At 75.3% G+C, this 15,847-nt stretch carries 1 protein-coding gene; it reads left to right on the top strand.

The genetic code is table 11. The features are described 5' to 3' along the window. Nucleotides 1–186: 186 nt before the first annotated feature. Nucleotides 187–15,819 carry a type I polyketide synthase gene (locus DEJ51_RS04620; protein ID WP_411757379.1) on the top strand — a complete coding sequence of 5,211 codons (15,633 nt, stop codon included), beginning with the start codon at nucleotides 187–189 and terminating at the stop codon, nucleotides 15,817–15,819. Nucleotides 15,820–15,847: the final 28 nt, after the last annotated feature.

Here is a 15,847-nt window from a genome sequence, read left to right as displayed (position 1 = left end):
GCGGTTAGGGGTTGTAGGAGAGATTGAGCGGCAAATAGCCTGCCGCTGAGCAGTCGCTTCGCCCGACGTGCGAATCGACGCCTTTCCCGATGACATTCCTCGGCTCCGCGACATGGTTTTCCGATGCCGTCTGCTGCAAATGGGTGGTTGCGTTAAATGGCGAATGAAGAGACGCTCCGGGACTACCTGAAGCTGGCGACGGCAGATCTGCAGCAGACGCGGCAGCGGCTCCGTGAGATCGAGGCGCGGAACCAGGACCCCATCGCGATCGTGGGCATGGGCTGCCGCTACCCCGGTGGTGCGACCTCCCCCGAGGAGCTGTGGCAGCTCGTCGTGGACGGCGTCGACGCGATCACCGGATTCCCCGCCGAGCGCGGCTGGGACATGGAGACGGTCTACCACCCCGACCCGGACCACCCGGGTACGAGCTACGCCAACCAGGGCGGCTTCGTCCAGGACTTCGCCCGGTTCGACCCCTCACTCTTCGGGATCTCCCCGCGCGAGGCCCTCGCGATGGACCCGCAGCAGCGGCTGCTGCTGGAGACGTCCTGGGAGGCCTTCGAGCGCGCCGGGATCGACCCGACCTCGATGCGCGGCAAGCAGGTCGGCGTCTTCGTCGGCACCAGCAACCACGACTACCTGACGGCGCTGCTGAGCTCCTCCGAGAACGTGGAGGGCTACCTCGGCACCGGCAACGCGGCGAGCGTCGCCTCCGGTCGCCTCTCCTACACCTTCGGCCTCGAAGGCCCCGCCGTCACCGTCGACACCGCCTGCTCCTCCTCCCTCGTCGCCCTGCACCTCGCCGTGCAGGCGCTGCGCAACGGCGAGTGCTCCCTGGCCCTCGCCGGCGGCGCCACCCTGATGTCGGCGCCGGGTACGTTCATCGACTACAGCAAGCAGCGCGGCCTCGCCACCGACGGCCGTTGCAAGGCCTTCTCCCCGGACGCGGACGGCTTCAGCCTCGCCGAGGGCGTCGGTGTCCTGCTCGTCGAGCGCCTCACCGACGCGCGCCGCAAGGGCCACCACGTCCTCGCCGTCATCCGCGGCACCGCCGTCAACCAGGACGGCGCGAGCAACGGTCTGACCGCCCCGAACGGCCCCTCGCAGCAGCGCGTCATCCTCCAGGCGCTGTCCAACGCCCGCCTCACCCCCGACCAGGTCGACGCCGTCGAGGCGCACGGCACGGGCACCGGTCTCGGCGACCCCATCGAAGCGCAGGCGATCATCGCCACGTACGGGCAGGGCCGCCCCGAGGGGCGGCCGCTGTGGCTGGGCTCCCTCAAGACCAACATCGGCCACGCGCAGGCCGCCGCCGGTGTCGCCGGTGTCATCAAGAGCGTCATGGCGATGCGCAACGGCGTGCTGCCGAAGACCCTGCACGTCACCGAGCCGACCCCGCACGTCGACTGGTCGGCGGGCGACGTGTCCCTGCTCACCGAGGCGCGGCCGTGGCCGCTCCACGACGGGCCGCGCCGCATCGGCGTCTCGTCCTTCGGCATGAGCGGCACCAACGCACACGTCATCCTGGAGAGCGCCGAGGACCCCGCCGGAGCGGACCGGCAGGACGGCGACCGTCCGGCCGCCGCGGAGCGGGGCGCCCCGGCCGACGCCCCGGCCGGCGTCCTGCCCGTCGTCCTGCCCGTCGTCCTGTCCGGCAAGACGGAGGGCGCCCTGCGGGCGCAGGCCGCCGCGCTGCACGCCCACCTCACCGCCCGCCCCGGCCTCGGCCCGGCGGACGTCGCGCACGCCCAGGCGCTCACCCGGTCCGCCCTCGACCGCCGTGCCGCGGTCGTCGCGCAGGACCGCGCCGAGCTCCTCGCCGGCCTCGCCGCGCTGGCCGCGGGTACCCCGTCGGCCGACGTGGTCGAGGGGAGCGCCACGGAGGGCAAGCTCGCGTTCCTCTTCACCGGTCAGGGCAGTCAGCGGCTCGGGATGGGGCGTGAGCTGTACGACGCCTATCCGGTGTTCGCGGCGGCGCTGGACGCCGTCTGTGCCCGGATGGATCTCGAACTGCCGTTGAAGGACGTTCTGTTCGGCGACGATGCGGCCGTACTGGATCGTACGGAGTATGCGCAGCCCGCGTTGTTCGCGGTGGAGGTGGCGCTGTTCCGGCTGGTGGAGAGCTGGGGCCTGTCGCCGGACTTCCTCGCCGGTCATTCCGTCGGTGAGATCGCGGCTGCGCATGTGGCGGGTGTGTTCTCGCTGGAGGACGCGTGCTCGCTGGTTTCCGCGCGGGGCCGGTTGATGCAGGCACTGCCGTCGGGTGGTGTGATGGTCGCGGTGCAGGCGTCGGAGGACGAGGTCCTGCCGCTGCTGACCGACCGCGTGAGCATCGCCGCGGTCAACGGGCCGACCTCGGTCGTGATCGCGGGTGACGAGGACGCCGCGCTGGCCGTGGTGGCGGCGTTCGCCGACCGCAAGACCAAGCGGCTCACCGTCAGCCACGCATTCCACTCCCCGCACATGGACGGCATGCTCGACGCCTTCCGCAAGGTCGCCGAGGAACTCACCTACGACGCCCCCCGGATCCCGGTCGTCTCCAATCTCACCGGAGCCCTCGTCACCGACGAGATGGGCTCCGCCGACTTCTGGGTCCGCCACGTCCGCGAAGCCGTCCGCTTCCTCGACGGCATCCGCTGGCTGGAGAGCCGCGGCGTCACCGCCTATGTCGAACTCGGCCCCGACGGCGTCCTGTCCGCCCTCGGCCAGGACTGCCAGACCGCCAACGGCCCCCGCGCCGCCGCCTTCCTGCCCGCACTGCGCACCGGCCGACCCGAGAGCCGCACCCTGACCGCCGCCGTCGCCGGTGCCCACGTCCGCGGACTGTCCCCGGACTGGGCCACCCGCTTCGCCGCCACCGGCACCGGCCACGTCGAGCTGCCGACGTACGCCTTCCAGCGCGACCTGTACTGGCCCCGCGACCCCTTCACCGACCTCACCGGACCCGCCGACGGACGTGAACTCGGCCTGACCGACGCCAAGTTCTGGGAGGTCGTCGACAGCGAGGACCTGGCCGCCTTCGCCGACACCCTCGGCGTCGACGGCGACGAACCCCTCAGCGGCGTCCTGCCCGCCCTGTCCGCATGGCACCGCCGGCACCGCGACCGCGACACCGTCACCGGCTGGCGCTACCGCGTCACCTGGACACCGCTCACCGACACCGCGCCCGCGCCCCTCGCCGGGCACTGGCTCCTCGCGGTGCCCGCCGCGTACGCCGACGCCCCCTGGACCCTGGCCGCCACCCGCGCCCTGACCGCCCGCGGGGTCACCGTCACCCCCCTCACCGTCGACGCCACCACCGACGACCGGGCCGCCCTGGCCCGGCACCTCACCGCAGCCCTGGAGACGGCGCCCGACGCGCCCGCCGGCGTGCTGTCGCTGCTCGGCCTCGACGAGCGCCCGCACCCCGAGGACGCCGCGCTGCCCGCCGGGCTCGCCGCCACGCTCGCCCTCGTCCAGGCCCTGGGCGACGCGGGGGTGGACGCCCCGCTCTGGGCCGCCACCCAGGGCGCGGTCGCCACCGGCCGCTCCGACCGGCTCACCAGCACCGCCCAGGCCGCCCTCTGGGGCTTCGGCCGGACCGCCGCCCTCGAACTGCCCGCACGCTGGGGCGGCCTCGTCGACCTGCCCCCGACCCCCGACGAGCGCGCCACCGGCCGCCTCGCCGACGTCCTGGGCGGACTCGGCACCGAGGACCACGTCGCCGTACGAGCCAGCGGCGTCTTCGTCCGCCGCCTGGCCCGCGCCCCCCGGGACCACGCCTCCGCCGCCGCTTGGACCACCTCCGGCACCGCCCTCGTCACCGGCGGCACCGGAGCCCTCGGCGGGCACGTGGCCCGCTGGCTCGCCCGCTCCGGCGCCGCGCACCTGCTGCTGGTCGGCAGGCGCGGCCCCGATGCCGAGGGAGCCGCCGAACTCGCTGCGGAACTGCGCGAGATGGGCGCCGAGGTCACCCTCGCCGCCTGCGACGTATCCGACCGCGACGCCATGACCCGGCTCCTCGCCACCGTCCCCGCCGAACTGCCGCTGACCACCGTCGTCCATGCCGCCGGTGTCCTCGACGACGGCGTCCTCGACGCCCAGACCCCGCAGCGCCTGGCGGGCGTCCTGAGGCCCAAGGCCCACGGCGCCCAGGTCCTGCACGAGCTGACCCGCGACCTGGACCTGACCGCTTTCGTCCTGTTCTCCTCCGTCGCCGCCGCATTCGGTGCCGCCGGACAGGCCAACTACGCCGCCGCGAACGCCCACCTGGACGCCCTCGCCGAGCAGCGCCGAGCCGATGGCCTGCCCGCCACCGTGATCTCCTGGGGCGCCTGGGCCGACGGCGGCATGGCCACCGACGAACTCGTCGCCGAGCGCCTGCGCTCCGCCGGACTCCCGGCCCTCGCCCCCGAACTCGCCCTGTCCGCGATGAACACGGCGCTGGCACTCGACGAGACCTCCTCCGTCGTCGCCGACATCGACTGGGCCCGCCTCGCGCCCGGCCTCACCGCCGTCCGCCCCTGCCCGCTGATCGCGGCACTCCCCGAGGCCGTCCAGGCCCTCGCCGCCGCGAGCCGGTCCGCCGACGCCCCGGCCGAGGCCGCCGACAGCCTCGCCCGGCGGATCACCAAGGCGCCGGCCGACGAACGAGACGCCCTCGCGCTGGAGTTCGTCCGTACGCAGATCGCCGCCGTCCTCGGCTACCCTGGTCCCGAGTCCGTCGACCCGGCCATCGCCTTCCGGGACCTCGGCTTCGACTCCCTGACCGCGGTGGAGATCCGCAACCTCCTCACCGCCCGGACCGGGCTGCGCCTGCCCGCCACCCTGATCTTCGACTACCCCAACTCCCTGGCCCTGGCCGCCTTCCTCCAGGGCGAACTGCTCGGCGCACACCCCGCCGACCCGGCGGGCGCCACCACGACCGGGCCGGGCACCGGGACGGATGACGACCCCATCGCGATCGTCGCGATGAGCTGCCGCTTCCCCGGCGGCGTCCGCACCCCCGAGGAACTGTGGGAGCTGCTCGCCGAAGGCCGCGACGCGATTTCCGGCTTCCCCACCGACCGCGGCTGGGACCTCGACGGGCTGTACGACCCGGAGTCCCTCGCCGAGAACACCACCTATGTCCGCGAGGGAGGGTTCCTCGCCGACGCGGCCACGTTCGACCCCGCTTTCTTCGGGATCTCCCCGCGCGAGGCCCTGGCCATGGACCCGCAGCAGCGCCTGCTGCTGGAGACCTCCTGGGAGGCCTTCGAACGGGCCGGCATCGACCCCGCCGCCGTGCGCGGCGAGCGCATCGGCGTCTTCACCGGCACCAACGGCCAGGACTACCTCGACGTCATCCTCGCCGCCCCCGACGGCACCGAGGGCTTCCTCGGCACCGGCAACGCCGCGAGCGTCGTCTCCGGCCGCGTCAGCTACGTCCTCGGCCTGGAAGGCCCCGCCGTCACCGTCGACACGGCCTGCTCCTCGTCGCTCGTCGCCCTGCACTGGGCCATCCAGGCCCTGCGGGCCGGTGAGTGCACGATGGCCCTGGCCGGTGGTGTGACCGTCATGTCCACCCCCGCCTCCTTCATCGACTTCAGCCGCCAGCGGGGCCTCGCCGAGGACGGCCGGATCAAGGCCTTCGCGGCCGCCGCCGACGGCACCGGCTGGGGCGAGGGCCTCGGCATGCTCCTCGTCGAACGGCTCTCCGACGCCCGCCGCCACGGTCACCCCGTCCTCGCACTGGTCCGCGGCTCCGCCGTCAACCAGGACGGCGCGAGCAACGGCCTGACCGCCCCCAACGGCCCCGCCCAGCAGCGCGTCATCCGTCAGGCCCTCGCGAGCGCGGGCCTGGCCACCGCCGACGTGGACGCCGTCGAGGCCCACGGCACCGGCACGAAGCTCGGCGACCCCATCGAAGCCCAGGCGCTGCTGGCCACGTACGGACAGGACCGTCCGGAGGGCCGGCCGCTGTGGCTCGGCTCCGTCAAGTCGAACCTCGGCCACACCCAGGCGGCCGCCGGTGTCGCGGGCGTCATCAAGATGGTCCTGGCCATGCAGCACGGGATCCTGCCCCCGACACTGCACGTCGACGAAGCGACCCCGCACGTCGACTGGACGGCCGGTGACGTCGCCCTGCTGACCGGTGCCGTCGCCTGGCCGGAGACCGGCCGGCCGCGCCGCGCGGGAATCTCGTCTTTCGGCATCAGCGGCACCAACGCCCACACCATCATCGAGCAGGCCCCTGAGGCCGCTTCCCCGGCCCTCGTCCCGCCCGCGCCCGAGCCCGAGTCGGCGCCGGACGCCCCGCTGCCGTGGCTGCTGTCCGGCAAGAGCCGCGATGCCCTGCGCGACCAGGCCCGCCGCCTGCACGAGCACGCCGTCCGCCACCCCGCAGCGAGCGCAGCCGACCTCGGGTTCTCCCTGGCCGTGGGCCGCTCCGCCTTCGAGCACCGCGCAGCCGTGGTGGCTGCGGACCGCGCCGGGCTCCTCTCGGCCCTGGAGACGCTGGCGGAGGACGGCTCGGCCGCCACGCTCGTGACGGGCTCTCCGACCGCCGGCCGGACCGCGTTCCTGTTCACGGGGCAGGGCAGCCAGCGGCTCGGGACGGGCCGTGAGCTGTACGCCGCCCACCCGGCCTTCTCGGACGCGCTGGACGCGATCTGCGCCCACATGGACGTCGTACTCGAAATGCCCCTGAAGGACGTCCTGTTCGGTGGCGATGCGGCCGTACTGGACCGTACGGAGTATGCGCAGCCCGCGCTGTTCGCGGTCGAGGTGGCGTTGTTCCGGCTGCTGGAGTCATGGGGTGTCAGGCCGGACTTCCTCGCCGGTCACTCGGTCGGTGAGATCGCGGCTGCGCATGTGGCGGGTGTGTTCTCGCTGGAGGATGCCTGCTCGCTGGTTGCTGCGCGTGGTCGGTTGATGCAGGCGCTGCCGGGTGGTGGCGTGATGATCGCCCTCCAGGCGTCGGAGGACGAGGTCCTGCCGCTACTGACCGACCGTGTGAGCATCGCGGCCGTCAACGGGCCTCAGTCGGTCGTGATCGCGGGTGACGAGGATGCGGCGCTGGCTGTGGTGGCGTCGTTCGCCGACCGGAAGACCAAGCGTCTGACGGTCAGTCACGCGTTCCATTCGCCGCGCATGGACGGGATGCTGGACGCCTTCCGTGAGGTCGTGGCGGGGCTGTCGTTCGCGGCTCCGCGGATCCCGGTCGTCTCCAACCTGACCGGTGCGCTCGTCTCCGACGAGATGGGTTCGGCCGATTTCTGGGTGCGGCACGTCCGTGAGGGCGTGCGGTTCCTGGACGGTGTCCGGGCGCTGGAGGCCGCCGGGGTCACCAAGTACGTCGAACTCGGGCCCGACGGTGTCCTGTCGGCGCTGGCGCAGGACTGCGTCGCTGCCGAGGGCGCGGTCTTCGTGCCCGTGCTGCGCAAGGGCCGTCCGGAGGCGGAGGCCCTCACCACCGCCCTCGCGCGGGCCCACGTCCACGGCGTCCGCGTGGACTGGACGGCGTTCTACGCGGGCACCGGCGCCCGCCGCGTCGACCTGCCGACCTACGCCTTCCAGCGCCAGCGCTACTGGCCCGCCCTCTCCTCGTACTACCTCGGGGACGTCGAGGCGATCGGCCTCGACGACACCGCCCACCCGCTCCTCACCGCCGGAGTCGCCCTGCCCGATTCCGACGGCATGGTCTTCGCCGGACGCCTCGCCCTGTCCACCCACCCCTGGCTCGCCGACCACGCCATCCTCGGCAGCGTCCTGCTCCCCGGCACGGCGTTCGTGGAGCTCGCGACCCGCGCCGGTGACCAGCTCGGCTGCGACCACCTCGAAGAACTGACCCTCGAAGCCCCGCTCGTCCTGCCCGAGCGCGGCGGCGTCCAGCTGCGCGTCCGGGTCGGTGCCGACGACGGGACCGGCCGCCGCGCGTTCACCCTGCACTCCCGCGCCGAGGGCGTCGCCGCCGAGGAGCCCTGGACCCGGCACGCCGCCGGCGTCCTCGCCGAGGACGGCCGCCCCGCCACGGACTTCGACCTGACCGCCTGGCCCCCGGCCGGCGCCACCAAGGTCCCGCTCGACGGCCGCTACGACGCCCTCGACAGCATCGGCTTCGCTTACGGACCCACCTTCCGGGGCCTGCGTACGGCCTGGCAGCTCGACGGAGCCGTCTACGCCGAGGTGGCCCTGCCCGACGGCACGGAGGACCAGGCCGGCCGCTTCGGCCTGCACCCCGCACTGCTCGACGCAGCCCTGCACGCCATCGGCCTCGGCGGCCTCGGCGCCGACGACGGCCAGGGGCGACTGCCCTTCGCCTGGTCCGGGGTGTCGCTGTACGCGGGCGGGGCGAGCGCGCTGCGCGTCCGCCTCACCCCCGCCGGAACCGAGGGCGTCCGGCTGGAGATCGCCGACGCCTCCGGCGCGCCCGTCGCGGCCGTCGGGTCGCTCGCACTGCGCCCGGTGACCGCCGACCAGCTGCGGGCCGCCCGCGCCACCTTCCACGAGTCGGTGTTCCGCCAGCAGTGGACCGAGCTCGCCGGACCGACCGCCCCGGACCCGGCGGCCCCGGCCCCGTACGTCCTCCTCGGCAGGACCGAGCCGGGACACGGCGCGGACGGCGACCGGTACGCCGACCTGGCCGCGCTGGCCGCGGCGGCCGACGCGGGGACCGCCGTACCGGAGGAGGTCTTCCTCCACCTCGCCCCGGCACCCGCACCGGTCACCCCGGAAACCGTGCACGGCGTCGCGCACCAGGTGCTGGCGCTGGCACAGGAATGGCTGGCCGACGACCGGTTCGCCGCCGCCCGGCTGGTCGTCGTCACCCGCGGTGCGGTCGCCGCGCTGCCGGGCGAGGACGTGACGGACCTGGCCGGCGCCACCGCCTGGGGTCTGCTGCGGTCCGCCCAGACCGAGAACCCGGGCCGGATCGCCCTCGTCGACGCAGGTCCGGCCGAGGACCACGGCGCGCTGCGCCGCGCGCTCGCCGCCGCGGAGGAGGAGCGCTTCGCCCTGCGCGGGGGCGCCGTCCTCGTCCCGCGCCTCGCCCGCGTCGAGACCGGCCAGGACGGCGACACCGCCTCCGGAGCCGTCGACGGCGCCTCCGGCCGGGCCGCTGCCTTCGGGCCCGAGGGCACCGTGCTGATCACCGGCGCCACCGGTGGGCTCGGCCGGCTCGTGGCCCGGCACCTGACCGCCGTCCACGGGGTCCGCCGTCTGCTCCTCGTCGGCCGCCGCGGCGCCGACGCACCCGGCGCGGCCGAACTGGCAGCCGAACTCGCCGAGTCCGGTGCCACCGCCACCTGGGCCGCCTGCGACGTCGCCGACCGGGACGCACTGGCCGCGCTGCTCGCCGGCATTCCGGCCGACCAACCGCTGACCGCCGTCGTCCACACCGCCGGTGTCCTCGACGACGGCATCGTCTCCTCGCTGACCCCCGAGCGGCTGTCCGCGGTGCTCCGCCCCAAGGTGGACGCCGCCTGGCACCTCCACGAGCTGACCCGCGGCCTGGACCTGTCCGCGTTCGTGCTGTTCTCCTCCACCTCCGGCCTCTTCGGCGGCCCCGGCCAGGCCAACTACGCCGCCGCGAACTCCTTCCTGGACGCCCTCGCCCGGCACCGCCGCGCCCAGGGCCTGCCCGCCACGGCCCTCGCCTGGGGCCTGTGGGCCGCCGCCGAGGGCATGGCGGGCTCCCTCGACGCCGCCGACGTCAACCGGATGCGCCGCGCCGGAATGCCCCCGCTGACGGTCGCCGAGGGCCTGGAGCTGTTCGACACCGCGACCGGCCTCGACGACGCGGCCGTCGCCCTCCTGCGGGTCGACACCGACGCCCTGCGCCCGCAGGCCGCCGCGGGCACCATCGCCCCGCTGCTGCGCGGGCTGGTCCGCGGCGTCGCCCGCCGCTCCGCCGCCGGTGCCGTCACCGCCGGTGCCGAGCCGGAGCTGCGGGCCCGCCTGGCCGGGCTGGCCCCGGCCGAACGGGACCGGGCCCTGCTGGACCTGGTCCGTACGCAGGTCGCGTCCGTCCTCGGCCACGCAGGTCCCGCGGCCGTCGAGTCGGGGCGGGCCTTCAAGGAACTGGGCTTCGACTCGCTCACCGCGGTGGAGCTGCGCAACCGGCTGAACGCCGCCACCGGCCTGCGCCTGCCCGCCACGCTGATCTTCGACTACCCGGACCCGGCCGTCCTCGCCCGTCACCTGCGCACCGAACTGGTCGACGACACCGACCCGGACGCCGCACCGGCCGCCGGCCCGGCCGTCCCCGCCGGTCCCGGTGGCGCCGACGACGACGAGCCCATCGCGATCGTCGCCATGAGCTGCCGCTACCCCGGTGACGTCCGCACCCCCGAGGACCTCTGGGCGCTGCTGACGGCCGGTCACGACGGCATCACCCGGCTGCCCGAGAACCGCGGCTGGGACACCGAGGCCCTCTACCACCCCGACCCGGAGCACCCGGGCACCTCCTACGCCCGAGAGGGCGGATTCCTGCACGACGCCGCCGAGTTCGACGCCGCGTTCTTCGGGATCTCCCCCCGCGAGGCCCTCGCCATGGACCCCCAGCAGCGGCTGCTGCTGGAGACCACCTGGGAGGCCTTCGAACGGGCCGGGATCGCCCCCTCCTCGGTGCGCGGAAGCCGTACGGGCGTCTACGCGGGCGTCATGTACCACGACTACGGTGCCCGCCTGCACGCGGTGCCCGACGGCGTGGAGGGCTACCTCGGCACCGGCAGTTCGAGCAGCATCGTCTCCGGCCGCGTCGCCTACACCTTCGGCCTGGAGGGCCCTGCCGTCACCGTCGACACGGCCTGCTCCTCCTCCCTGGTCGCCCTGCACCTCGCGGCGCAGGCGCTGCGGGCGGGCGAGTGCAGCCTCGCCCTCGCGGGCGGCGTCACCGTGATGTTCACGCCGGGCACCTTCATCGAGTTCAGCCGCCAGCGCGGTCTCGCCGCCGACGGCCGCTGCAAGTCCTTCGCGGCCGCCGCCGACGGCACCGGCTGGGGCGAGGGAGCGGGCATGCTCCTGCTGGAGCGGCTCTCCGACGCCCGCCGCAACGGCCACCCCGTCCTGGCCGTGGTCCGCGGCTCCGCCGTCAACCAGGACGGCGCGAGCAACGGCCTCACCGCCCCCAACGGGCCCTCCCAGCAGCGGGTGATCCGCCAGGCCCTCGCCAACGCCCGCCTGACCGGCGCCGACGTCGACGTCGTCGAGGCCCATGGCACCGGCACCACCCTCGGCGACCCCATCGAAGCCCAGGCGCTGCTGGCCACGTACGGCCGTGACCGCGACGAGGACCGGCCGCTGCTGCTCGGCTCGGTCAAGTCCAACCTCGGCCACACCCAGGCCGCCGCCGGTGTCGCCGGCGTCATCAAGATGGTCATGGCCATGCGCCACGGCGTCGTCCCCAAGACCCTGCACGTCGACGAGCCGACCCCGCACGTCGACTGGTCCGCGGGTGCGGTGTCCCTGCTCACCGAGCAGGCCGCCTGGCCCGACACGGACCGGCCGCGCCGCGCGGGCGTCTCCTCCTTCGGCATCAGCGGCACCAACGCCCACGCCATCATCGAGCAGGCCCCGGACACGCCGGCCCCGGCGGCCCCGGCCCCGGCCCCGGCTGCGGCACAGCCGCCGTACGTCCCGGTCCTGCTGTCCGCACGCGGCCCGGACGCCCTGCGCGCCCAGGCCCGCCGCCTGCACACCCACGTCCGCACCGGCACCGGCACCGGCCCGAGCCCCGCCGACCTCGCCCTCTCCCTGGCCACCACCCGCTCGGCGCTGGAGCAGCGCGCCGCGTTCGTCGCGTCGGACCGTACGGAGCTGCTGCGCGGCCTGGACGCCCTGGCCCGCGGCGAGGACACGGCCGGGCTGGTGCGGGGCACCGCACGCGAGGGCCAGACCGCGTTCCTGTTCACCGGACAGGGCAGCCAGCGGCTCGGCATGGGACGCGAGCTGTACGACACCCAGCCGGCGTTCGCCGCCGCACTCGACGAGGTCTGCGCCGAACTCGACCGACACCTCGAACTCCCGCTCAAGGACGTACTGTTCGGGACCGACGCGGCCCTGCTCGACCGCACCGAGTACACCCAGCCCGCGCTCTTCGCCGTCGAGACGGCCCTGTTCCGGCTGCTGGACGGCTGGGGCCTGCGCCCCGACGTCCTGGCCGGCCACTCCATCGGCGAGATCACCGCAGCGCACGTCGCGGGGGTCCTGTCCCTCCAGGACGCCGCCGAACTGGTCGCCGCGCGCGGCCAGCTGATGCAGCAACTGCCCGGCGGTGGTGCCATGATCGCCGTCCAGGCGTCGGAGGACGAGGTCCTGCCGCTGCTGACCGACCGGGTCGGCATCGCGGCCGTCAACGGGCCGGCGTCGGTGGTCGTGGCCGGTGACGAGGCGGCCGCCCAGGCCGTCGCCGACACCTTCGCGGCCCAGGGCCGCAAGACCAGGCGCCTCACCGTCAGCCACGCCTTCCACTCGCCGCTCATGGACGGCATGCTCGCCGACTTCCGCAAGGTCGCCGAGGGCCTCGTCTACGCCGCCCCCCGCATCCCCGTCGTCTCCCTCCTCACCGGCACCCCGGTCACCGACGAGATGGGCTCCGCCGACTTCTGGGTCCGCCACGTCCGCGAAGCCGTCCGCTTCCTCGACGGCATCCGCGCCCTGGCCGCCACCGGAGTCACGGCCTTCGTCGAACTCGGCCCCGACGGCACCCTGTCCGCCCTCGCCCAGGACTGCCTCGCCGACGCGGCCGACCCGGCGGACCCCGCCGGACCCGCCCTCTGCGTCCCCGTCCTGCGCAAGGACCGGCCCGAGGCGGAAGCCCTCACCACCGCCCTGGCGCTGGCCCACGTCCACGGAGCCACCGTCGACTGGACCGCGTACCACGCGGGCACCGGCGCCCGCCGCGTCGAGCTGCCGACCTACGCCTTCCAACGCAAGCGCTACTGGCTCGACGTCGGCGTCTCCGTCGAGGACGTCCTCGCCGCGGGCCTCGACGCCCCCGGCCACCCGCTCCTCGGCGCCGCCGTCCCGCTGCCCGCCTCCGACGGCCTGGTCCTCACCGGACGCCTGGCCGTTTCCACCCACCCCTGGCTCGCCGACCACACGGTCATGGACACCGTGCTGCTGCCCGGCACCGCCTTCGTCGAACTGGCGCTGCGGGCCGGCGCAGAGGTCGGCTGCGACACCGTCGAGGAACTCGCCATCGAGGCCCCCCTCACCCTCACCGAGCAGGGCGGCGTCCAGCTCCAGCTCGCCGTCGACGCGGCGGACCCCACGGGCCGGCGGACCCTGACCCTGCACTCCCGCCCCGCCGACGCCGGGGCCCAGGAGCCGTGGACGCGGCACGTGACCGGTGTCCTCGCGCCCGCCGCCCCCGCCCGCCCCGCCGACCTGGCCACCTGGCCGCCGGCCGGTGCCGAACCCGTCCCCACCGACGGCTTCTACCCGGCCGCGGCCGCCGCCGGCCTCGGCTACGGCCCCGTCTTCCAGGGCCTGCGCGCCGCCTGGCGCACCGCGGACGCCCTCTACGCCGAGGTCGCCCTCGACGCCGCCCACGCCGCCGACGCCGACGCCTACGGCGTCCACCCGGCCCTCCTCGACGCCGCCCTCCAGGCCATCGGCCTCGGCGTCCCCGGTGGGGCCGACCCCGGCGACGGCGCCCGGCTGCCCTTCGCCTGGACCGGTGTCCGGCTGCACGCAGCCGGAGCGGCCGGCCTGCGCGTCCGGCTCACCCAGGGCGCGTCCGGCGGCATCGCCCTCGACGTCGCCGACTCCACCGGCACCCCCGTCGCCACGGTCGACTCCCTGGTGCTCCGCCCGGTCACCGCCGCCCAGCTCGGCGGCGACCGCGCCGCCGCCCACCACGAGGCCCTCTTCGGCGTCGAATGGGCCCGCCTGCCGCTCGCCGCCGCAGCGGTCCCCGCCGACGAGCGGTGGGCCGTCCTCGGCGAGGACACCACCGGGTTCCGCATCGGCGGCGTCCCCCTCGACACCCACACCGGCCTTGCCGCGCTCCGCGGGGCGCTCGCCGCCGGGGCACCCGCCCCGGACGTCGTCATCGTCCCGCTGACCACCGCCGCGGGCACCGGCGGCCGCGCCGCCACCGCACGCACCGCCGCGCACCAGGCCCTCGCCCTGGTCCAGGAATGGCTGGCCGAGGAACGCCTCGACGCCTCCCGGCTGGTGCTCCTCACCTCCGGCGCGGTGGCCGCCGCACCTGGGGAGCACGTCACCGACCTGCCCCACGCCCCGGTGTGGGGCCTGGTCCGCTCGGCACAGTCCGAGAACCCCGGCCGGTTCGTCCTCGCCGACACCGACGGCAGCGACGCCTCGCTGGGCGCGCTGGCCGCCGCCCTCGCGGGCGACGAGCCGCAGCTCGCCCTGCGGTCCGGCGAGGCACACGCCTTCCGCCTGCGCCGCATCGCCCGCACCGCCACCCCCGACGCCCCGGACACCGACGCCGCGAACGCCGACGCCCCGGAACCCGGCGTCCCGGCGCTCGACACCACGGGCACGGTCCTCGTCACCGGCGCCACCGGCACCCTCGGCAGGCTCTTCGCGCGCCACCTCGCCGACGTCCACGGCGTGCGCAACCTGCTCCTGCTGAGCCGCCGCGGCGACGCGGCACCCGGCGCGGCCGACCTGACGCGCGAGCTGACCGACCGCGGGGCCGACGTCACCTGGGCGGCCTGCGACGCCGCCGACCGCGACGCCCTCGCCGCCGTCCTGGCCGCCGTACCCGCAGACCGGCCGCTGACCGCGGTCGTCCACACGGCCGGTGTCCTCGACGACGGCATCATCGACTCCCTCACGCCCGAACGCCTCGACACCGTCCTGCGGCCCAAGGTCGACGCGGCCTGGAACCTGCACGAGCTGACCGAGGGCCATCCCCTCGCCGCGTTCGTGCTCTTCTCCTCCGTCGCGGGCTCCTTCGGCGCCCCCGGCCAGGGCAACTACGCCGCGGCCAACGCCTTCCTCGACGCCCTGGCCCAGCACCGGGCCGCCCGCGGCCTCACCGCCCGCTCCCTCGCCTGGGGCCTGTGGGCGACCGAGGACGGCATGGCCGGCGCCCTCGACGAGGCCGGCCTGACCCGCATGGCCCGCGCCGGCGTCACCGGGCTCACCCCCGACGAGGGCCTCGCCCTCTTCGACACCTCCCGCACCCTGCACGACGCCGTCCTCGTACCCATGCGCGTCGAGCAGGCCGCCCTGCGCGCCCAGGCAGCCGACGGCACCCTGCCGCCGCTGCTGCGCGGACTCGTCCGCACCCCGGTCCGCCGCGCAGCCGACAGCTCGACCGGCATCCGCACGGGCGCCGCAGCCTCCGCCACCGAACCGGCCGACGCCCTGAAGGACCGCCTCGCGGGCCTCCCGGCCGCCGAACGCGACCAGGCCCTGCGCGAGCTGGTCCGCACCCAGGTCGCCGCGGTCCTCGGCCACGGCACCCCCGACGACGTCGACGCCGGGCGCGGCTTCCTCGACCTGGGCTTCGACTCCCTCACCGCCGTCGACCTGCGCAACCGGCTCACCGCCGCCTCCGGGCTGCGGCTGCCCGTCACGCTGATCTTCGACTACCCGTCCCCCGCGGCCCTCGCCGCGTACATCGGGGAACGGCTCGGCCAGGGCGGCCCCGGCCGCCCTCCGGTCCACGCCGAAATCGACAAGCTCGAATCGGTCCTCTCGACCGTCGCCCCCGACGACGTCGACCGCGCCGGCATCACCGCCCGGCTACGCGATCTCCTGGCGAAGTGGAATGACACGCACAGTGCAGCACCGGACAGCGCCGCCGACGAGCGGGACATCCAGGCGGCCACGGCCGACGAGCTCTTCGACCTCCTCGACGACGAACTCGGCCTGTCCTGACCACAGGGACCGGACCACGACCCAGACC

The organism is Streptomyces venezuelae (assembly GCF_008642275.1).
GTDB classification, from domain to species: Bacteria; Actinomycetota; Actinomycetes; order Streptomycetales; family Streptomycetaceae; genus Streptomyces; species Streptomyces venezuelae_E.
Note: the sequence above shows the minus strand (reverse complement) of the source record. Positions and strands in the feature narration are given on the sequence as shown.